This window comes from Pseudonocardia lutea (genome assembly GCF_042658055.1).
GTDB classification, from domain to species: Bacteria; Actinomycetota; Actinomycetes; order Mycobacteriales; family Pseudonocardiaceae; genus Pseudonocardia; species Pseudonocardia lutea.
This window is the reverse complement of sequence record NZ_JBHSQK010000096.1, coordinates 57,414-75,895: the sequence shown is the minus strand read 5'-3', so window position 1 is coordinate 75,895 and position 18,482 is coordinate 57,414. Positions and strand designations below refer to the sequence as shown.

21 protein-coding genes and 1 pseudogene are annotated in these 18,482 nt (G+C 75.0%); 11 read left to right on the top strand and 11 right to left on the bottom strand.

Annotation, left to right across the window (positions count from 1 at the left end; translation table 11 throughout):
* Positions 1-31 precede the first annotated feature (31 nt).
* Complete coding sequence (locus ACFQH9_RS28530; protein ID WP_379570899.1) at positions 32-649, bottom strand: hypothetical protein; 618 nt, start codon at positions 647-649, stop codon at positions 32-34.
* A 194-nt stretch (positions 650-843) separates the two neighbouring features.
* Here ACFQH9_RS28530 and ACFQH9_RS28525 point away from each other — a divergent pair, with 194 nt between their 5' ends.
* Complete coding sequence (locus ACFQH9_RS28525; RefSeq protein ID WP_379570897.1) at positions 844-1,617, top strand: SDR family NAD(P)-dependent oxidoreductase; 774 nt, start codon at positions 844-846, stop codon at positions 1,615-1,617.
* Between the two features lie 87 nt (positions 1,618-1,704).
* Here the strand turns inward: ACFQH9_RS28525 and ACFQH9_RS28520 are convergent, their stop codons facing one another.
* Together ACFQH9_RS28520 and ACFQH9_RS28515 are read right to left on the bottom strand one after the other, a co-directional pair.
* Entirely contained in the window at positions 1,705-2,106 is a 402-nt protein-coding gene (locus ACFQH9_RS28520; protein ID WP_379570895.1) for a Fur family transcriptional regulator, read from the bottom strand.
* A complete protein-coding gene (locus ACFQH9_RS28515; protein ID WP_379570893.1) occupies positions 2,103-2,450 on the bottom strand; it encodes an ArsR/SmtB family transcription factor in 348 nt (115 codons plus the stop codon). Before ACFQH9_RS28515 ends, ACFQH9_RS28520 begins: the two co-directional genes overlap by 4 nt.
* 113 nt (positions 2,451-2,563) lie before the next feature.
* Between ACFQH9_RS28515 and ACFQH9_RS28510 the strand changes: the two genes are divergently transcribed.
* Positions 2,564-2,890 carry an antibiotic biosynthesis monooxygenase gene (locus ACFQH9_RS28510; protein WP_379570891.1) on the top strand — a complete coding sequence of 109 codons (327 nt, stop codon included), beginning with the start codon at positions 2,564-2,566 and terminating at the stop codon, positions 2,888-2,890.
* Positions 2,891-2,980: 90 nt separating this feature from the next.
* On the top strand, positions 2,981-4,378 hold the full coding sequence (locus ACFQH9_RS28505) for a glycine--tRNA ligase (RefSeq protein WP_379570889.1): 1,398 nt from the start codon (positions 2,981-2,983) through the stop codon (positions 4,376-4,378).
* A gap of 396 nt (positions 4,379-4,774) precedes the next feature.
* Here the strand turns inward: ACFQH9_RS28505 and ACFQH9_RS28500 are convergent, their stop codons facing one another.
* Positions 4,775-5,161 (bottom strand): endonuclease domain-containing protein, encoded by a 387-nt coding sequence (locus ACFQH9_RS28500; RefSeq protein WP_379570887.1) that lies wholly within the window; start codon positions 5,159-5,161, stop codon positions 4,775-4,777.
* A gap of 198 nt (positions 5,162-5,359) precedes the next feature.
* On the opposite strand from ACFQH9_RS28500, the gene ACFQH9_RS28495 reads away from it, so the two are divergent.
* Complete coding sequence (locus ACFQH9_RS28495) at positions 5,360-5,506, top strand: hypothetical protein (RefSeq protein ID WP_379570885.1); 147 nt, start codon at positions 5,360-5,362, stop codon at positions 5,504-5,506.
* Between the two features lie 47 nt (positions 5,507-5,553).
* Here ACFQH9_RS28495 and ACFQH9_RS28490 read toward each other — a convergent pair.
* The 3 genes and pseudogenes from ACFQH9_RS28490 to ACFQH9_RS28480 all read right to left on the bottom strand — a co-directional run.
* Positions 5,554-5,640: pseudogene (locus tag ACFQH9_RS28490) on the bottom strand (hypothetical protein); the annotation flags it as partial.
* 395 nt (positions 5,641-6,035) lie between these two features.
* Positions 6,036-7,022, bottom strand: coding sequence for a hemolysin family protein (locus ACFQH9_RS28485; protein ID WP_379570883.1), 987 nt, complete (start codon positions 7,020-7,022; stop codon positions 6,036-6,038).
* Positions 7,019-8,368, bottom strand: a complete 1,350-nt coding sequence (locus ACFQH9_RS28480; RefSeq protein ID WP_379570881.1) for a hemolysin family protein — start codon at positions 8,366-8,368, stop codon at positions 7,019-7,021. The genes ACFQH9_RS28485 and ACFQH9_RS28480 overlap by 4 nt, the downstream gene beginning before the upstream one ends.
* Before the next feature lie 216 nt (positions 8,369-8,584).
* On the opposite strand from ACFQH9_RS28480, the gene ACFQH9_RS28475 reads away from it, so the two are divergent.
* From ACFQH9_RS28475 to ACFQH9_RS28460, 4 genes are all read left to right on the top strand, one after another.
* Entirely contained in the window at positions 8,585-9,646 is a 1,062-nt protein-coding gene (locus ACFQH9_RS28475) for an XdhC family protein (RefSeq protein WP_379570879.1), read from the top strand.
* 167 nt (positions 9,647-9,813) lie between these two features.
* Complete coding sequence (locus tag ACFQH9_RS28470) at positions 9,814-10,413, top strand: YdcF family protein (protein WP_379570955.1); 600 nt, start codon at positions 9,814-9,816, stop codon at positions 10,411-10,413.
* A gap of 13 nt (positions 10,414-10,426) precedes the next feature.
* Entirely contained in the window at positions 10,427-11,833 is a 1,407-nt protein-coding gene (locus ACFQH9_RS28465; protein WP_379570877.1) for a deoxyguanosinetriphosphate triphosphohydrolase family protein, read from the top strand.
* Between the two features lie 131 nt (positions 11,834-11,964).
* Positions 11,965-12,564, top strand: a complete 600-nt coding sequence (locus ACFQH9_RS28460) for a carboxymuconolactone decarboxylase family protein (RefSeq protein WP_379570875.1) — start codon at positions 11,965-11,967, stop codon at positions 12,562-12,564.
* Here ACFQH9_RS28460 and ACFQH9_RS28455 read toward each other — a convergent pair.
* The 4 genes from ACFQH9_RS28455 to ACFQH9_RS28440 form a co-directional block, all read right to left on the bottom strand.
* Positions 12,546-13,088, bottom strand: coding sequence for a DUF732 domain-containing protein (locus ACFQH9_RS28455; RefSeq protein WP_379570874.1), 543 nt, complete (start codon positions 13,086-13,088; stop codon positions 12,546-12,548). The two genes, ACFQH9_RS28460 and ACFQH9_RS28455, sit on opposite strands and share 19 nt — an antisense overlap.
* Positions 13,089-13,482: 394 nt before the next feature.
* Positions 13,483-14,208, bottom strand: coding sequence for an HNH endonuclease family protein (locus tag ACFQH9_RS28450; RefSeq protein ID WP_379570872.1), 726 nt, complete (start codon positions 14,206-14,208; stop codon positions 13,483-13,485).
* 67 nt (positions 14,209-14,275) lie between these two features.
* A complete protein-coding gene (gene sigJ, locus ACFQH9_RS28445) occupies positions 14,276-15,154 on the bottom strand; it encodes an RNA polymerase sigma factor SigJ (RefSeq protein ID WP_379570870.1) in 879 nt (292 codons plus the stop codon).
* Positions 15,155-15,158: 4 nt separating this feature from the next.
* Positions 15,159-16,235, bottom strand: a complete 1,077-nt coding sequence (locus tag ACFQH9_RS28440; RefSeq protein ID WP_379570868.1) for a serine hydrolase domain-containing protein — start codon at positions 16,233-16,235, stop codon at positions 15,159-15,161.
* A gap of 80 nt (positions 16,236-16,315) precedes the next feature.
* On the opposite strand from ACFQH9_RS28440, the gene ACFQH9_RS28435 reads away from it, so the two are divergent.
* From ACFQH9_RS28435 to ACFQH9_RS28425, 3 genes are read left to right on the top strand one after another with little or no spacing between them, the layout of a single operon-like run.
* Complete coding sequence (locus ACFQH9_RS28435) at positions 16,316-17,236, top strand: RNA polymerase sigma-70 factor (protein ID WP_379570866.1); 921 nt, start codon at positions 16,316-16,318, stop codon at positions 17,234-17,236.
* 14 nt (positions 17,237-17,250) lie between these two features.
* The gene (locus ACFQH9_RS28430; protein ID WP_379570864.1) at positions 17,251-17,997 is read left to right on the top strand and encodes an SDR family oxidoreductase; all 747 of its coding nucleotides are present in this window, start codon (positions 17,251-17,253) and stop codon (positions 17,995-17,997) included.
* Positions 17,994-18,452: a hypothetical protein gene (locus tag ACFQH9_RS28425; RefSeq protein WP_379570862.1), complete on the top strand. Its 459-nt coding sequence runs from the start codon at positions 17,994-17,996 to the stop codon at positions 18,450-18,452. The genes ACFQH9_RS28430 and ACFQH9_RS28425 overlap by 4 nt, the downstream gene beginning before the upstream one ends.
* Positions 18,453-18,482 lie beyond the last annotated feature (30 nt).

Here is an 18,482-nt window from a genome sequence, read left to right as displayed (position 1 = left end):
CAGCTGCCGGAGCAGCCGCCGCCGTCCACGGTCAGCCGACCGGCGACTCCGAGAGGTGTACCAGCGGCAGCTCGGCGAGCTGGGCCGCGCTCATCTGCCGGGCGTTCTCCAGCACCCGGGCCTGGACCTCCTGCATGCGGCCGTCGACCAGCCCGGACAGGCCGTAGGCGATGCGGCCGAGCAGCCGGACCGTGGTGTCGTCGACCGGCGGGCGCGGCGCGGAGACGACGGCGACGCCCGTCGGGTGGCCGTCGTTGGCCTGCGCGATGCCGATCGTGAAGGACTCGCGCGGGTTGACGTGCCGCGAGGCGTAGTGGTCGCGCAGGGTCGGGAAGGTCTTGTGGAACCTGACCACCTCGTCGTCGAGCTCGAGCGCCTCGACGTCCGCGTCGGTGAGGATCTTGGTGCGGCCCGAGAAGCACCGCACGTACCCGACCAGCGCCCCGGTCCACAGCGCCTCGACCAGCACGGGGTCGGGCCGGGGCACGGCGAGCGCCGCGACCAGGTGCTCGCAGCAGCGCAGCACGTACTGCAGGTCCTCGAACACCGCGGAGAGCTGGGCCAGCTCGCCGGACTCCGGTGTGTCGAGCCTGCGCACCGTGCTCGGTGCGTCCGGGCCCGATGCCCCTGGGGTCCCGCCGTCGGTCATGGGCACGCCTCCCGCTTCGTCGCGTCGGCGCACGGTATCCCCGTGCCGGCGCCCGGTGGATCTCGATATGAGACGCCGGCCACTCCGCCGTCTGCCCCGATGTGGTCGACAGCACGCCGTCGGCACAGCAGAGTGGGAGAAGAATGCACGTGCATCACGGCGGCACCGACGCCGCCGCGGAGAGGAGAGCGTTGATGGACATCACGGGAGCCTCGGCGATCGTCACCGGCGGCGCGTCCGGTCTCGGGGAGGCGACCGCGCGGCTGCTGGCCCAGCGCGGGGCCAAGGTCGTCGTGCTCGACCTGCAGGAGGAGCGCGGCGAGAAGGTCGCCGCCGAGATCGGGGGCGTGTTCGCCAAGGCGGACGTCGCCGACGAGGCGCAGGTCAAGGCGGCCGTCGAGGCGGCCTCGGAGCTCGGCCCGCTGCGCATCCTGGTCAACAGCGCGGGCCTGGGCCGCGCCGCCCGGATCATCGGCCGCGACCTCGAGCCGGTCCCGCTCGAGACCTTCGAGTTCGTGGTGCGGGTGAACCTGACCGGCACCTACAACTGCTCGCGGCTGGCGGCATCGGCGATGGCGAAGACCGACCCCCTCGAGGACGGCACCTCGCGCGGCGCGATCCTCAACACCGCCTCCGCGGCGGCGTTCGACGGCCAGATCGGCCAGACCCCGTACTCGGCGTCGAAGGGCGGCGTGGTCGGCATGACCCTGCCGATGGCCCGCGACCTGGCCCGGCACGGCATCCGCGTCAACACCATCGCCCCCGGCCTGATCGACACCCCGATCTACGGCCAGGGCGAGAAGGCCGAGGCGTTCAAGGCCGCGCTCGGGCAGAGCGTGGTCTACCCGAACCGGCTCGGGAAGGCCGAGGAGTACGCCTCCATGGCGGTCGAGGTGCTGACCAACGACTACATGAACGGCGAGACGATCCGGCTCGACGGCGCGATCCGGATGCCCCCGAAGTCCTGACGCCACCTCCTCGCGCGAACGGCGCTTCCGCTCACACCTGGTGAGCGGAGGCGCCGTTCGTGCAGGTCGGCACGGGCGGATCGCGGCTCAGGCGCAGGAGCGGCAGACGCCGAAGATCTCCACGGTGTGGGAGATCTCGGTGAACCCGTGCTCCTGCGCGACCCGCTGGGTCCACTCCTCCACGGCGGGGGCGTCGATCTCCTCCGCGGCGCCACAGCGCCGGCACACGAGGTGGTGGTGGTGCTCCTCGGAGGAGCAGCGGCGGTAGACGGCCTCGCCGCCGGCGTTGCGCAGGACGTCCACCTCGCCGCCGTCGGCCATCGTCTGCAGGGTCCGGTAGACCGTCGTCAGGCCGATGCCCTCGCCGGAGCGGCGCAGCTCCTCGTGGATCTCCTGGGCGGACCGGAAGTCCGGGAGCCGGTCGAGCAGGGCGGACACGGCTGCGCGCTGCTTCGTCGCGCGCAGCACGCGGGTCCCACCAGTGGTCATGCGTCCTCCTGAACGTGCGCCACCGCGTCGACGACGATGTGCGCGAGATGGTCGTCGACCAGCGAGTACAGCACCTCGCGTCCCTTGCGCTCGCCCTCGACCACCCCGGCGGACTTGAGCACCCGCAGGTGCTGGCTGATCAGCGGCTGGGTCACGCCGAGCGCGTCGACCAGGTCGTGCACGCAGCGCGGGGAGTCGAGCAGCTGCAGCACGATCGCGATCCGGACGGGCGCGGCGAGGGCGCGGAGCAGGTCACCCGCGGCGGTCAGGGTGCGCGGCGGGTGGACGGGCGCGGGCTCGGTGGCCGGGCACAGCGTGCCCTCGTGCTCGTGGGTGATCGACATGACCGTCCCGTCGCCGGGGGCGGCGGCCGCACCCTCGGTCGCGTCGTGAACCTCGCCGGGCCGCACCGGCCATGATAGGCGTTTTCAACAAGGGGCTGGGTAGGGTCCGGCGGGTGCTGCTCGTGTGCCGCTTCGCACCCGCCGATCCTGCTGCCCTCGCCGACCGGCTCACGCACGCCCTGGAGCTGCTCACCGCGCAGCCCGGGTGCCTCGGCGGGGAGGCCGGCCGGGCCGTCGACGACCCGGCCCACTGGGTCCTCACCGTGCGGTTCACCGGGGTCGACGCCTACCGCCGGGCACTGTCGCCCTTCCCGGTGCGCGAGCACGTCGTCCCCCTGCTGTCCGAGGCGCTGGCCGACTCGCCGGCCACGTACGAGACGCTGCTCGCCGCCGCCGGGGGTGCGGTCGAGCGGCGGGCGTCGCTGCGGGCGGGGGACTAGCGACGACCGTTCGCGACGGTCGATACCCTGGGTGTTCCGCCCCCGCATCCGGCGGGGTCGTGGTCCAGACCGTTCCCCGGGAGACACTCCGTGGCCAGCAAGCCCAGTTCCGCCAAGATCGAGACCATCGTCGCGCTCGCCAAGCGCCGCGGATTCGTCTTCGCGTCGGGGGAGATCTACGGCGGTACCCGGTCGGCCTGGGACTACGGGCCCCTCGGCGTGGAGCTCAAGGAGAACATCAAGCGGCAGTGGTGGAAGGCGATGGTCACCGGCCGCGAGGACGTCGTGGGCCTCGACTCGTCGGTGATCCTGCCGCGCCAGGTGTGGGTCGCCTCCGGGCACGTCGGCGTGTTCACCGACCCGCTGGTCGAGTGCCAGCACTGCCACAAGCGCTTCCGCGCCGACCAGCTGGCCGAGGAGTACACCGAGCGCACCGGCAAGGAGGCGTCGGAGGACGACCTGTCCGACGTCCCGTGCCCGAACTGCGGCACCCGCGGCCAGTACACCGAGCCGCGCGACTTCAACATGATGCTCAAGACCTACCTCGGGCCGGTGGAGTCCGAGGAGGGCCTGCACTACCTGCGCCCGGAGACCGCGCAGGGCATCTTCGTGAACTTCCTCAACGTGCAGACGACCTCGCGCAGGAAGCCGCCGTTCGGCATCGGCCAGATGGGCAAGAGCTTCCGCAACGAGATCACCCCGGGCAACTTCATCTTCCGCACCCGCGAGTTCGAGCAGATGGAGATGGAGTACTTCGTCGAGCCGGGCACGGACGAGGAGCTCCACCAGTACTGGATCGACGAGCGCACGGACTGGTACGTCGACCTCGGCCTGTCCCGGGACAACCTGCGGCACTACGAGCACCCCAAGGAGAAGCTCTCCCACTACTCGAAGCGCACCGTCGACATCGAGTACCGCTTCGACTTCGTCGGGCAGGAGTGGGGCGAGCTCGAGGGCATCGCCAACCGCACGGACTTCGACCTCACGACGCACTCGAACCACTCGGGCGTCGACCTGTCCTTCTACGACCAGAACACGAAGGAGCGGTACCGGCCGTACGTCATCGAGCCGGCCGCCGGCGTGGGGCGCTCGGTGATGGCCTTCCTCATCGAGGCCTACCACGAGGAGGAGGCACCCAACGCCAAGGGTGGCACGGACACCCGCGTCGTCCTCAAGCTGGACCGGCGCCTCGCCCCGGTGAAGGCCGCGGTGCTCCCGCTCTCCCGCAACGCCGATCTCTCGCCCAAGGCGCGCGACCTCGCCGCGACGCTCCGCAAGCACTGGAACGTGGAGTTCGACGACGCCGGCGCCATCGGCCGCCGCTACCGCCGCCAGGACGAGATCGGCACCCCGTTCTGCATCACCGTCGACTTCGACACCCTGCAGGACGACGCCGTCACGATCCGGGAGCGGGACACCATGGCGCAGGAGCGGATCCCGCTCGACCAGGTCGAGGGCTACCTCGCCCAGCGCCTGGTGGGTTGCTGAGCCCGGGATCCTGCGGCCCGGCGGAGCGTCACACACCCGCTCCGGCCCGGTGACACACCCGCGGGAATCACACACCCGCTCCGGCCCCGTGACACACCCGCGGGACCGCTGACACACCCGGCCGACGGCGTGTACGGCGTCCGGCCGGGTGTGGGGCTGGTGTCGAGCCCCCTGTCCTGAGGTGATCGTCGAACGGGACCGCTGCCGGTCATCTGTGGCCGCGCCCGGTCCCGTTCGCCGATCATGCCGTCGGGCGGCTGCGGGCCCCTGCAGTGATCGCTGTGTGTGACCGTTCCCGGCCCTGAGCGGCCGGCTGCGGTCCCGCTTGGCGATCTTGCTCAGGCGGCCGCCCCACGGCCCGCAGCGGTCGGCAACGGTTCCGCTCGGCGATCTTGCTCACGCGGCCGCCGCCACGGCCCGCCTGATCTGCGCCGCCACGCGGCCGGGGTCGTCGGTGAGGTCGTGCCAGGTGAAGCGCAGGAGGGTCCAGCCCGCGCCGACCAGGGCGTTGCCCTTGCGGCGGTCGTTGGTGAACCGCATCTGGTCGACGTGCCAGGCCCACCCGTCGAACTCGACCGCGACCCGTGCCTCGACGAACGCGAGATCGATCGTCCAGGGTCCGAAGGGATGGCCGAGCACCCAGCCCGTGATCCCGGCCTTGCGCAGCAGCGCGACCATCCGACGTTCCGCGTCGGATCCCGCGGTGTCGGCAGCGGCGGCCAGCAGACGGCCGGCCCGCGCGGAGCCGCGGCCGCCGAGCATGCGCGAGTAGGCACGGTGCACCTCCTCGAAGCGGACGTACCGCTGGAGGGCGCGTCGAGGAAGGCGGAGCCGGCGTCGAGCGCGACGGCGGTCTCGAGGACCGTGAGCGGGCGCGCGGTCACGCCGACTCCGCGGACTCGCGCGCGGTCCGCGGGATCGAGGTCGCGCCGTCGGATCGCGACGCCGGACCGGGAACCGCGGTGCTCGGAGCGCGGGACCGTGACCTGGACGGTCGGCGGAGCCGCCTCGAGCATCCCGTGCCAGTACGCGGCCGCCGGGCCCGAGACCAGCGCGTTCCCGCCCAGCCAGAGCCAGGCCGCCCGGACCCGTGCCTCGTCGCCGGGCCGGTGGCTCGCCACGCGGTAGACACCGGGTAGGACGCGCACCCACTGACCCTCGGTGACCCGCCGCGACACGGTCCGCGGCGGTACCCCGCAGGCCACCGCCTGCGCATGGGACAGCACTCCGGCCTGGTTGCGGAGCAGGGTGTCGAGATCCATCGCCGGAGGATGCCGCCCAACGCCGACCCTGCGGACCGGATCGGTCCAGGTGTTTGCAGTCGTGCACAACCCCAGCCGGGCGATCGGCGGACCTCGACCATGATCACCGTATGCGACGGTCAAGAGCCACCTGCGGCCGCGAGCGGTCCCAGTCGGCGATCATGGCTGAGGGGTGGGAGCGGAACCCGGAGGCACGATCACCAGACGGGACCGTTGCCGGCCACGTGCGGCCGGCAAGTGTCCCAGTCGGTGATCATGCTCGGGACGCTCGAGCTCAACTACGTGATCACCGGATGTGACAGTTGCAGGCCATATGCGGCGCCGACCGGTCCCAGTCGGTGATCATGCTCGGGGACGGGGGTCGACAGCCAGGCCGTCGGTCGATCACCCGGACGTCAGGCGGGGAGGAGACGGTCCACCACGTCCTGCATCGTGACGATTCCGAGCAGGGTGTCGTCCTCCGTGACCAGCGCCAGCTGGCCCCGCTTCTCCCGCATCGTGGCGAGCGCCTGGTGGACGGGGGTGTCGGCCGGGAAGGAGAGGACCTCCCGGACGAGGTCGCGGGCGCGCACCGTCGCCGGCTTGCCCAGGGTGTCCCGGACGTGCACGAAGCCGACCACCCGGTCGCCGTCCCGGACCACGAGCCGCAGGTGCCCGCTCTCCCGGGAGACCTCGCGGATCCGCGCCACGGTGTCCGAGCAGGTCACGCCGGCGGGATCGGGGTGGACCAGCGAGCGCACCGGCGCCCGGTCCAGCTCCAGGGTGGTGACGAGCTGGTCGCGCCGCTCCTCGTCGAGCGCGCCGGCCCGGGCGGAGTGGTCGACGAGCTGGCGCAGGTCGTCCGCGGTGCGCCCGGCGGCCATCTCGTCGACCGGCTCGACGCCGACCCGGTGCAGGCACCAGTTGGCCATCCCGTTGAGCGCCACCAGCACCGGCCGCGTGACGACCATGAACGCCCGCATCGGCAGCGCCAGCAGGGTGGCCGAGCGCTCGGGATGGGAGATCGCCCAGGACTTGGGCGCCATCTCGCCGACGACGAGGTGCACGAAGGTCACCACGACGAGCGAGAGCACGAAGGCCACCACGCCGGCCGTGGCCGCGGGCAGCCCCCAGCCCGTCAGCGCCGGCTCCAGCGCCGCGTCGACGGCCGGCTTGGCCACCGCACCGAGCCCCAGCGTGCACAGCGTGATGCCGAGCTGGGAGCCGGCGAGCAGCAGCGAGAGGTCCCTGGCACTGCGGAGCGCGGCGCGGGCCGAGGCGCTGTGCCCCGCCTGCTCCTCGAGCCGGTACCGCCGGGCCGCGACCAGCGCGAACTCGACGGCGACGAAGAAGGCCGACAGCGCCACCAGCGCGATCGACACGACGATCGCCACGGCGCTCATCGCTCCGCCTCCGACGCGGCCACGGCCCCCACGACCCGCACCCGGACCTGCTCGGGCACCCGGCGGGCGACCTCGCGGACCTCGATCCGCAGCTCGCGGTCCGGCTCGTCGGACCCGGTGCCCAGCGGCAACCGCACGGTGACGACGTCGCCGGGCTCGGGCAGCCGCTGCAGCGCGGCGATCACGAGGCCGCCGACGGTCTGGTAGTCGCCCTCGGGCAGGTCGGCGTCGACCAGCCGGCCGACCTCGTCGACGTGCAGGGTGCCGGGGACGACCCAGCCGTCCGGCGCGCCGACGGGGCGGTCGGCCGGCGCCGGGTCGTGCTCGTCCGTGATCTCGCCGACGAGCTCCTCGGCGATGTCCTCCAGCGTGATCACGCCGGCCAGGCCGCCGTACTCGTCGACGACGGAGGCGAACTCGTCGCCGGCCTCGCGCAGCGCGGCGACGACCGCGGGAAGCGGCAGGGACGCCGGCACCACGACGGCCGGCCGCATGACCTCCGCCACCCGGAGCCCGGCGAGGTCCCGGCCTTCCAGGGCCAGGAGGTCGCGCAGGCAGACGACCCCGACCACCTCCTCGCCGGTCCCGTCGAGCACCGGGTAGCGGGAGTGCCCGGCCGCCATGGCCTCGGCGAGCTCCGACACGAGCAGGCCGGCCCGGACCGACGCCACCCGCGGCCGCGGGATCATCGCGGCGCGCGCGGGCCGGTCGGTGAAGTCGAGGACGCGGTCGAGCATCGTGGACAGGTCGGGGCGCAGGTCGCCGCTGTCGCGGGACTCGTCGATGATCGCCTCGAGGTCGCGGGGCGTGGCCGCGTGCTCGACGTCGTGCACCGGCTCGATGCGCAGCACCTTGAGCAGCAGGTTCGAGGCGGCGTCGAACACCCGCACGATCCAGCCGAACGCGGCCAGGTACAGCGTGGTGGGCAGCGCCAGCCACCGGGCGACGGGCTCGGGCCGGGCGATCGCCAGGTTCTTCGGGAACAGCTCGCCGAACACCATCTGCACGACGGTCGAGAGCAGCAGGGCGAACACCGTCCCGGCCGCGACGGCCCAGCCCGCGCCGCCGAGCAGCTCGCCGACGCCCTCGCCGATCAGCGGCTCGGCCACGTAGCCGACCAGCAGGCCGGTGACGGTGATGCCCAGCTGGGCGCCGGAGAGCATGAAGGAGGTGCGGCGGGTGACGCCGAGGGCGCGCTCGGCGCCGGCGTCGCCCTCGGCCGCCCGGGCCTTGAGCCGCGACCGGTCGACGGCCATGTACGCGAACTCCTGGGCGACGAAGAAGCCGGTCAGGGCGGTGATGCCGACGACGACCAGCACGCCGAGGAGGATGCCGAGGATCGTCACGCGATCGCTCCGGCGGGGAAGGGGGACGTCCGTCCGTGCGGGACGGTGCCGGTACTGCAGGAGGGGTCCATGGCTCCGTGAGGTATCGGTGGGAGGAAGGTCCGTTTCCCGGACAACGCGGATGATCCCGTCCCTGTTCCCGCAGCGCATCCCCGCCCGCCCGATCGGGGTGAGGCCGGGCCTCGGCGGACGATCGCGATGGCTACCCTGACGCCCGTGACCGCCTCTGCGCCGTCGTCGGACCGGCCCACCTCGCCGACCCCCGATCCCCGCCGTGAGCTGGGGGCCGCGCTGCGCCGCTGGGCCGCGGGCGGTGCGGGGTCGATCGGCGTCGTGCGGGTCCTGGACCGGCACGGCTTCGGCACCGTCGAGTCCGGCCAGCTGCTCGCGGGCACCGCCGACGGCGAGACCGCCGGGCTGCTCTACCTCGGCGCGCTCGACGACGCGGCCGTCCCGCTGGCGAGCGCCGCGGCGGGGCTCCCGCAGACCCGCGCCGCGCACGTCGCCGAGTCCGCGGCGCTGCAGGCCGGCTTGGCGTGCGCCGGCGGGGCGACGCTGCTCGGCCACCCCCTGCCCGCGGCCCTGGCCGAGGCCCTCGGCGCCGCGCTGGAGGAGGCGCGCCCGGCCGCGTTGCTCTCGACGGTCGACGGCGCGGCCGCGCTCGTGCTCACCGGCCCGGACCTCGAGGAGGCCCACGGCACCCTCGAGGACGGCCCCCCCGGCCTGGACGCCGAGGCGGCCCGGGTGGCGCGGGAGCTCCTGCGTCGCGGCGCCACCGTGACCGAGCGCCGCACGGTGGGAGACACCGAAGTCCTGGTCGACCTCTGGGTGCCCGTGCCCTCGGTGCTGGTCGTGGGTTCGGGCGCGATCGGCGAGGCGCTGCTGGCGCAGGCCGCGCTGCTCGGCTGGGCGGGCCGCGCCGTCACCGAGCTCGACGAGGCCCGGGCCGCGGTGCAGGCCTTCACCGAGGCCGACGTCGTCGTGCTGCTCGACCACGCCCCGCGCTTCGACGCGATGCTGGTCGACGGCATCCGCCGCGGCCGCGGCTTCCTCGGCGCGCTCGGCTCGCGGCGCACCCAGGCCGCCCGCCGCGAGCGGCTGCTGCGGGCCGGCCTCACCGAGGAGGAGCTCGCCACCGTGCACGGTCCGGTCGGGCTGGACCTCGGCGCCCGCACCCCGGCCGAGACGGCGGTCTCGATCGTCGCCGAGGTCATCGCGGCCCGCTCCGGGCGCGCCGCGCAGGCGTTGGGCGCGTCGGAGGGGAAGATCGGGGGGTGAGCGCACCGATCGGGCACCGGCGCCGCGCCGCCCGGGGGGCCGCCCGGGGTTCCCGCGAACCGGAGACGGTGCGGCTGCGGCAGGTGCGCACGCAGGACCTCCGCGTCGACGAGCCTCCCACGACGCCCACCCCGCGCTCCCGGACCGGGCCGACCTGGGCCGCCCGGCTGGTGCTCGGCACGCTGCTCACCGCCGCGATCATCCTGGGCGGCACCATGTTCCGGGTCTGGCAGACGGCGCGGGTGGACGGCGACCGGCCGGTCGACGCCGTCGTCGTGCTCGGGGCGGCGCAGTACGACGGCGAGCCCAGCCCGATCCTGGCCGCCCGGCTGCGGCACGCGGTGGCGCTGTACCAGGAGGGGCTCGCCCCGCGGATCGTCACCGTGGGCGGCAGCCGCGCGGGCGACGAGTACACCGAGGCCGAGGCCGGCACGCGTTACCTGCAGCGCAACGGCGTCCCGGCGAGCGCGATCACCACCGTCGCCGAGGGGGCGGACACGCTGGGCAGCCTCAAGGCCGTCGCGGCCAGGGCCGGCCAGGACGGCTGGAGCAGCGCCCTGATCGTCAGCGACCCCTGGCACTCGCTGCGCGCCCGCACGATGGCCCGCGACTCGGGGCTGGAGGCGTGGACCTCGCCGACGCGCAGCGGACCGGTCGTGCAGACACGGGAGACCCAGGCGCGCTACATCCTCCGCGAGACCGCCGCGCTGCTGTACTACCGGCTCACCCACGCCTCGGCCGAGACCGAGAACACCGGGCTCGGCTGAGGACCGGCGAGCCATGACCGCGACGGTCCCGGCGCCGGCCCGGGAGGGGTACGACGACCACGACCGCGCCCGCCTGCTCCCCGAGCCGCCCAAGGGGTCCGGGCTCGGCGAGCACCACCGGCCGGAGCGGCGCTCGCCGTTCTCCCGCGACCGCGCCCGGGTGCTGCACTCCGCGGCGCTGCGCCGGCTCGCGGGCAAGACGCAGGTGGTGGGGCCGGGCGAGGCCGCCGACATCACCGGCATCCCGCGCACCCGGCTGACCCACTCGCTGGAGGTCGCGCAGATCGGCCGCGGGATCGCCGAGGAGCTGGGCTGCGACCCGGACGTCGTGGACACCGCCGGGCTCGCGCACGACATCGGGCACCCGCCCTTCGGGCACAACGGCGAGCGCGCGCTCGACGAGATCGGTGCGGCCTGCGGCGGGTTCGAGGGCAACGCCCAGACGCTGCGGATCCTCACCCGCCTCGAACCCAAGGTCGCCGTGGTCGACGCCACCGGCGAGCACCCGGGCGGCCTCAACCTCACCCGCGCCACCCTCGACGCCAGCTGCAAGTACCCGTGGCGGCGGCGCGGCGACGAGCGCAAGTTCGGCGCCTACGCCGAGGACGCCGCGGTGTTCGAATGGGTCCGCGAGGGAGCGCCCGGGCCGGCGGTCGGCTCCGCGAGCTCCGCCTCCGGATCGACGGTCGGCTCCGCGAGCTCCGCCTCCGGATCGACGGTCGGCTCCGCGAGCTCCGCCTCCGGCGCCCGGCGGTGCCTCGAGGCGCAGGTCATGGACTGGTCCGACGACGTCGCCTACTCCGTGCACGACGTGGAGGACGGCATCCTCTCCGGCCGCATCGACCTGGCCGCGCTGGCCGCGCCGCAGGAGCGGGCCGTGCTCGCGCTCCTCGCGGGCACGCACTTCGGCGCCGACCCGGCCGCCTGCGAGGTCGCGGCCGCCGAACTGGCCCGGCTGCCCGTCGTCGACGCGGTGAAGGGCTTCGACACCGCGACCGCGCCCGCCGTCGCGCACGTCGCGCTCAAGCGGCTGACCAGCGAGCTCGTCGGGCGGTTCGTGCGGGCCGCGACGGACGCCACGCTCGACGCCCACGGCGACGGTCCGGTGCTCCGGTACACCGCGGACCTGGTGGTCCCGGCCGAGGCGGCCGCCGAGGTGGCTCTGCTCAAGGCCGTCGCGCTGCGGTACGTGATGAGCGACCCGGACCGGCTGCGGATGCAGGCGCGGCAGCGGGAGCTGCTGGCCGAGCTGGCCGAGGCGCTGCTCGCCGGGGCGCCGGGGACCCTCGACCCGGTGCGGGCGGGGGAGTGGGCCGCGGCCGGCGACGACGCCGCCCGGCTGCGGGTGGTCGTCGACCAGATCGCGCTCCTGACGGACGCGGGGGCGATCGCCTGGCACCGCCGGTTGTGCGGCGGCTGAACCCGGGCCTGGTCTGGCGCGCCGACCGCTTTTCCGGGCGGTCGCTGCTGATTCACAGTGAGCTGCGCCACATCGCCTCACGCGGGCCGGCACGGCGTCGTCTCCCCGGTACCCGATCCGAGGAGGACGACATGGCACGCATCCCCGCCGTTCCCGAGACCGAGGCCGGTGTGCTGGGCCGGCTGGTCTACCGCCTGGCGCGCAGGAGGTACGGCGCGGTCCCGGAGCCGTTCGCGGTGGCGCGGCACCATCGTGGGCTCTTCTGGTCCGCGCTGGTCTCGGAGCTGGCCCTCGAGCGCGCCTCGCGGGTGCTGCCCGCACGGGTGCGGGAGCTCGCGGTCTACCGGACGGCGACGGTCGTCGGCTGCTCGTGGTGCGTGGACTTCGGCACCATGCTGCAGCGGCTCGACGGGCTGGACGTCGACCGTCTGGCCCGCATCGACGACTACGCCACCGACCCGCTGTACACGCCGGCCGAGCGCCTCGCCGTGGCCTACGCCGACGCGATGACGGCCACCCCGCCGACCGTCACGGACACGCAGGTCGAGGAGCTGGAACGCGAGTTCGGGCGGGCCGGGCTGATCGAGCTGACGCAGTCGATCGCCGTCGAGAACCAGCGGGCGCGCGCGAACCACGCGCTCGGGATCGTCGACCAGGGCTTCGACGCGGCGTGCCGCGTGCGGCTCGGCGAACGGGCCGACCGGGAACCGGTTCAGGCGCCCGGGCAGTAGCTCGCGCGGGCGGCGTCGACCAGCACCTGGGCGTCCCGGGTGCCGAAGCCGGCCGAGACGGCCGCGGAGACCATCTCGCGGCGGGTCGCGCCGCCCGCGAGCGCCGAGCAGATGCCGTGGCCGAGCTCGATCAGGGTGTCCGGGGGGACCTCGGCCAGCGTCGGTCGCGTCGCCACCGCCGCCAGGAAGGCGCGGTCGCCGGTGCCGGCGGCCACGGTCGAGGTCTCGGTGCCGCTCGCGGCGAGGGCGGGCGCCGAGATCCCGCCGATCGCGGTCCCGGCGCCGAGGATCACGGCGACGAGCGCGGCCGGCAGCACCCAGCGCGGTACGCGGGACGCCGGCGCGGGTGGGAGCGGCGGGGTGTAGGGCTGCGGGCCGTAGCCCGGCACCCCGTACCCCGGCGGCGGGGCGGACGGGGCGAGACGATGCCCGGCGTTCGGGTCGGGAGGAACGGGGGGACCGGAGCGGTGCCCGGTCGAGGGGTCCGGGCCGAACCGGTGGCCGCCGGACGGCGTGGAGGGCACGGACGGCACGGACGGCACGGACGGCGCGGCCGGCCCGGCCGGGCTGTACCGGTGCCCGGTCGAGGGGTCCGGGGCCAACCGGTACCCGGTGGAGGGGGCGGGTCCGGGCCGGTGCCCGGCCGAGGGGTCGCGGGGCGGGGGGACCAGCGGGCCGGCGGCGCGGTGACCGGCCGTGTGCCGGCCCGCTGCCCCCGCGGGCACGGTCGCGCCGGGCGGCGTCCCGGCCGGTCCCCGCTGCCGCGGCACCGCCGGCCCGTCGCGCTGTCCGTCGCGCTGTTCCCCGCGTTGTTCTTGGCGCTCGTCCTCGCCCGGTTCGTCGTGCTGCCCGGCCATCGTTCCCCCCGACTGCCGTGGAACCCCGTCCCCCGGTTCATCGCCCTCGGGGAGGCGGGCCTTACGCCCCGGAGGAGTGAACCGTGCCCGGCACGGTGTCGTCCACCGGGATCGGCTCCCCGGGGCAGCCGGCGAGGATGCCGGCGATGGCGTCGTGTTCGGCCTGGGTGACCCACAGCCCGTACTTGGCCTTGACCGCGACCTGCCGGGCCACGTAGTCGCAGCGGTAGGCGCGGTTCGGCGGGAGCCAGGTGGCGGCGTCGCCGTCGCTCTTGCGGTTGTTCGTGGGCCCGTCGACGGCGAGCAGGTTGAGCGGGTCGTTCGCGAGACGCTTGCGGGTGTCGGCGTCGAGCTGCTGCGCGCCCTTCTGCCAGGCGTCGGACAGGGCGACGACGTGGTCGATCTGCACGGCCTCGCTGGTGCCCTGGCCGCGGGTGAACGCGATGGTCCTGCTCGTGTACGGGTCGGCGAGGGTGCCGGTGAGGACGATGCAGTCGTGCGTGCCGGGCTTGAAGGTCTCGCCGGTCATGTCCCGGGCCAGGATGTCGTTGCGCTGGTCGCAGCCGTTGCGGTCGACGTCGGACCAGCTGGGGCCGAACTGGTCGCGCGCGTAGCCGGTCTTGGGGGCCCGGCCCTTCACCGGGAGCGTCGCCAGGGTGTCCGCGGCCGTGCCGACCGGCGCCGCGGCCGGGGCGGCCCACGGGGTGACGCGATCGGCGACGGCGGCACAACCGGACGCCGTCAGGAGGACGAGAAGGACTGCGGTGAGGATCCGGGCGCCGTGCACCGGACGATCCTCCCGTCCCGCGCCCGCGCGACCGTGGTGACACGCCGTGACGACTGCGTCACCGCGGTCACCACCACACCCGCAGCTTCGCGGGGTTCATGACCTGCCGGGCCGCCGCGATCCGCGGCTCGCCGGCCTCGTCGAGGACGACGGTCAGCGCGGTGGCGGAGGGCGGCACCCCCGGGAGGTCCGGGGTGGCGAAGCCGGGCTCGCCGTTGACGCGGACCGGGACCCAGCCGGCGGGGTCGAGCGCCGCGCCGTACTGGCGCAGCAGCCCGGTCAGCAGCCGGATCAGCTTGTCGGCGCCCGCGACCGGCCGCAGCGCCGTCCGCACCGCGCCGCCGCCGTCGCTGGTGAGGACGACGTCCGGGTGCAGCACCTCGAGCAGCGCCTCGCGGTCCGCGCGGGCCAGGGCGTCGACGAAGACGGCGAGCACCTTCTCCTCGGCCGCCGCCGGTGCCCGCGGCGGCAGCGGACCGGCCGCGGCGATGACCCGCCGGGCCCGTGCGGCGTGCTGTCGCGCGGCCTCCTCACTGCACCCGAGCACGGCGGCGATCTCGGCGTGGGCCTCGCCCAGGGCGTCGTGCAGGACCAGCGCGACCCGCTGGGCGGGCGTCAGGCGGTCGAGGAGCAGCAGGGCGGCGAGCCGTACGTCCTCCCCACGGACGACGGCGGCGAGCGGCCCCTCGTCGTCGGGTGCGGTGACCAGCGGCTCGGGCAGCCAGGGCCCGACGTAGGTCTCCCGCCGGGCCGCCGCCGAGGTCAGTCGGTCCAGGCAGATCCGGCCGACGACGGTCGTCAGCCAGGCTCGCGGGTCCCGCACCTCGGCAGCGTGCTCGGTCCAGCGCAGCCAGGCCTCCTGCACGGCGTCCTCGGCGTCGGCCAGGCTGCCGGTGATCCGGTACCCGACGCGCAGGAGGTGCGGCCGCAGCTCCTCGAAGTCCACCCGGCTATCCGACCGCGTCGAGCACCGCCGTGACCAGTACCCGGGCGGTCTCGAAGTCCGTGCTCATCACGTTCCGGGTGACGGCCACGGCGATCCCGCGGTCCGGGTCCGCGCCGGCCCAGCTGCCGCCCGCCCCGGCCATGCCGAACACCCGCGGCGCGCCCTGCTCGTCCCACGGCAGGCCCAGGGCGAAGCCGAGGCCCCACCGGCTCGGGTTGCCGTACACCCGGTCGGTGCCGGACGACGACTCGGTGTAGGCGGCCGCCGCGCGCTCGCGGGAGACCACGGTGCCGTCGAGCCAGCCCGCGTACATCCGGGCGAGCGCCCGCGCGGACACCTTGGCCCCCGCCGGGATGTCGGCCGCGAGGACCCGCGGGTCGGAGCCGAGCGCGGCGGTCGGGAACAGCGCCATCGGCACCGCCCGCAGCACCTCGTCGGGCAGGGTGAACCCGCTCGTCTCCGGCACCGGCGCGTCCTCGAGCACGGCCAACCCGGACGGGTTCGGCACGCCGAACCGGATCTCGCCGGGGAGGCCGAGGACGTCCGTGAGGTCCGCGAGCAGGTCGGACAGCTCGCGCCCGCTCGCCCGCCGGGCGATCTCGCCGTTCAGGAAGCCGAAGGTGTAGGCGTGGTAGCCGACGGCGGTGCCCGGCTCCCACCACGGCTCCGCCTCCTCCAGGGCGGTAACCATGCGGGACCAGTCGCAGACGTCGTCGACGGTCACGCCGGCGGGCAGGCCGGGCACGCCGGCGCTGTGGTCGAGGGCCTGCCGCACCGTGACCGACCCCTTGCGGTGCGCGGCGAACTCGGGCCACACCTCGGCGACGCGGGTGTCGTAGCCGAGGAGGCCGGCGTCGACCAGGCGATGCACGAGTGTGGCGGTGGCGCCCTTGCCGACCGACCAGTTGGAGAAGAGGGTCCCGGGTTCGACCGGGCGGCCCGTCGCGGGATCGGCGACGCCGGCGGCCACGTCGACCACCGGCCGCCCGTCGACGTACGCGGCGACCTGCAACCCCCGCTCGCCGCCGGACCGCACCAGTTCGGCCGCCCTCTCCGCCACGATCTCCTGGACGTCGCTCATGCCCACTCCTCTCGTTCCCCGGGGACGGACCGTTGCCGACCCGCTCGGTCATCGGTCGGAGTCCTGGCAGTGTTCTCGACATGACGGCGGCGACGGATTCCGTGGCGGTGTTCGAGGAGCAGCGGCCGCGCCTGTTCGGGCTCGCCTACCGCCTGCTCGGCTCCGCGCAGGACGCCGAGGACGCGGTCCAGGACGCCTGGCTGCGCTGGTCGGGGGCCGACCACGCCGCCGTCGCGAGGCCCGCCGCCTGGCTCACCACCGCCCTGACCCGGCTCTGCCTGACCCGACTGACCTCGGCGCGGGCCCGCCGCGAGACCTACGTCGGCCCCTGGCTGCCGGAGCCGATCCTCACGACCGACCCCGCCGTCGGACCGGCGGAGACGGCGGCGCAGCGCGAGTCGGTGTCGTTGGCGCTGCTGGTCACCCTGGAGCGGCTGAGCCCGCTCGAGCGCGCGGTGTACGTGCTGCGGGAGGCCTTCGGGCATTCGCACGCCGAGGTCGCGGCGATCCTCGGGATCAGCGAGGCGCACTCGCGGCAGCTGCACACCCGCGCCCGGAGCCACCTCGCGGAGGAGCCCACCGCGCCGCCCGAGGCCGACCGGGCGGCGTGGGGCGCCCTCGTCGACCGGTTCCTCGCCGCGGCCCGCGAGGGCGAGATCGCCGAGCTGGAGGCCCTGCTCGCCGCGGACGTCGCCGCGTGGTCGGACGGCGGGGGCCGGGTCGGCGCCGCGCGCCGGCCGGTGGTCGGCCGGGCCCCGGTCGCGCGGTTCCTCGCCGGGGTGTTCGCGAGGTTCACGGCCGGCCTCGAGGGCCGGGTCGCGGAGATCAACGGCGAGCCCGCGCTGCTCGCGTTCCGCGACGGCGAGCTCACCTCGGTGCTGGCGGTCGTCCGGTCCGGCTCGCAGGTCACGGGGCTGCGGTTCGTGCTCAACCCGGACAAGCTCGCCTTCCTCGCCGGGCAGCTGTCACGTTCCGCGGGGCTGCGTGGTCATCCCTCCTGACGGAAGGAGCGGACATGGCCGAAACGCTGGTGACCGGGGGCACGGGCACCCTCGGCAGGGTGCTCGTGGAGCGGCTGCGGGCGACCGGCACACCGACGCGGGTGCTCAGCCGCCGACCCGGCGAAGGGCACCGGGTGGGCGACCTCGCGACGGGGGAGGGGATCGACGCCGCCGTCCGCGGCTGTGCCGTGGTCGTGCACTGCGCGACCGGACGGAAGGACGCCGGGACCTCGGCGCGGCTGGTCGACGCGGCGGTGCGGAACGGGGCGCCGCACGTGGTGTACGTGTCGATCGTCGGGATCGACCGCATCCCGCTCGGCTACTACCGGCAGAAGCTGGCGGTGGAACGGCTGCTCGCCGACTCGGGCCTGCCGCACACGATCCTGCGGGCCACGCAGTTCCACGACCTGGTCGCGGCGATGCTGGGGGTGCTCGGCCGGGTGCCCGGCGTCCTGCCGGTCCCGCGCGGGGTGGCGTTCCAGCCCGTCGACGTGCGGGACGTCGCCGATCGGCTGGTCGCGCTGGCGGCGGGGGAGCCGGCCGGGCGGGTCGCGGACCTCGGCGGGCCGGAGGTGCGGGCGTTCGACGACCTCGCGCGGACCTGGCTCGAGGCCCGGGGACGGCGACGCCGGGTGGTGACGTTCGGGGCGCCCGGACGGCTCGCCGCCGCGGCGCGGTCCGGGGCGAACCTGGTCCCGGAGCACGCGGACGGCCGCATCACCTTCGAGCAGTACCTGGAGGGCGCGGGGGTGGCGTCGTGACCGCGGTGGGCGAGGCGCGCCGCGTCGAGGTGGGCGGGCTCGCGGTCCGCGCCGGGCTGTGGTTCCTCGCGCTGACCGAGGTGGCCGTCGGGATGTGGGCGCTGTTCGCGCCCGCGGGGTTCTACGCGGGCTTCCCGGCCCCGGGACACCCGTGGGTGTCGCTGCTGCCGCCGTACAACGAGCACCTGGTGCGCGACGTCGGGGCGCTGAGCCTGGCGCTGACGGTCGCCCTGGTCGGGGCGGCGCTGCGGCCGGAGCGGCGGCTCACCGTCGTCGTGCTGCTGGCCTTCCTCACCGCGACCGTGCCGCACGCGATCTTCCACAGCCTCCACCTGCACGGCTTCCCGGCGGTCGACGCCGTGGCGCAGACGGTCGGGTTCGCGCTGCAGCTCGGGGTGGGGCTGGCACTCCTCGTGGGCGTGTCGCGACGGCGTGTCGTTCACTCGTCCGAATGACGGAGTGTTTTTCGCGCTCTCCCAGGTCCG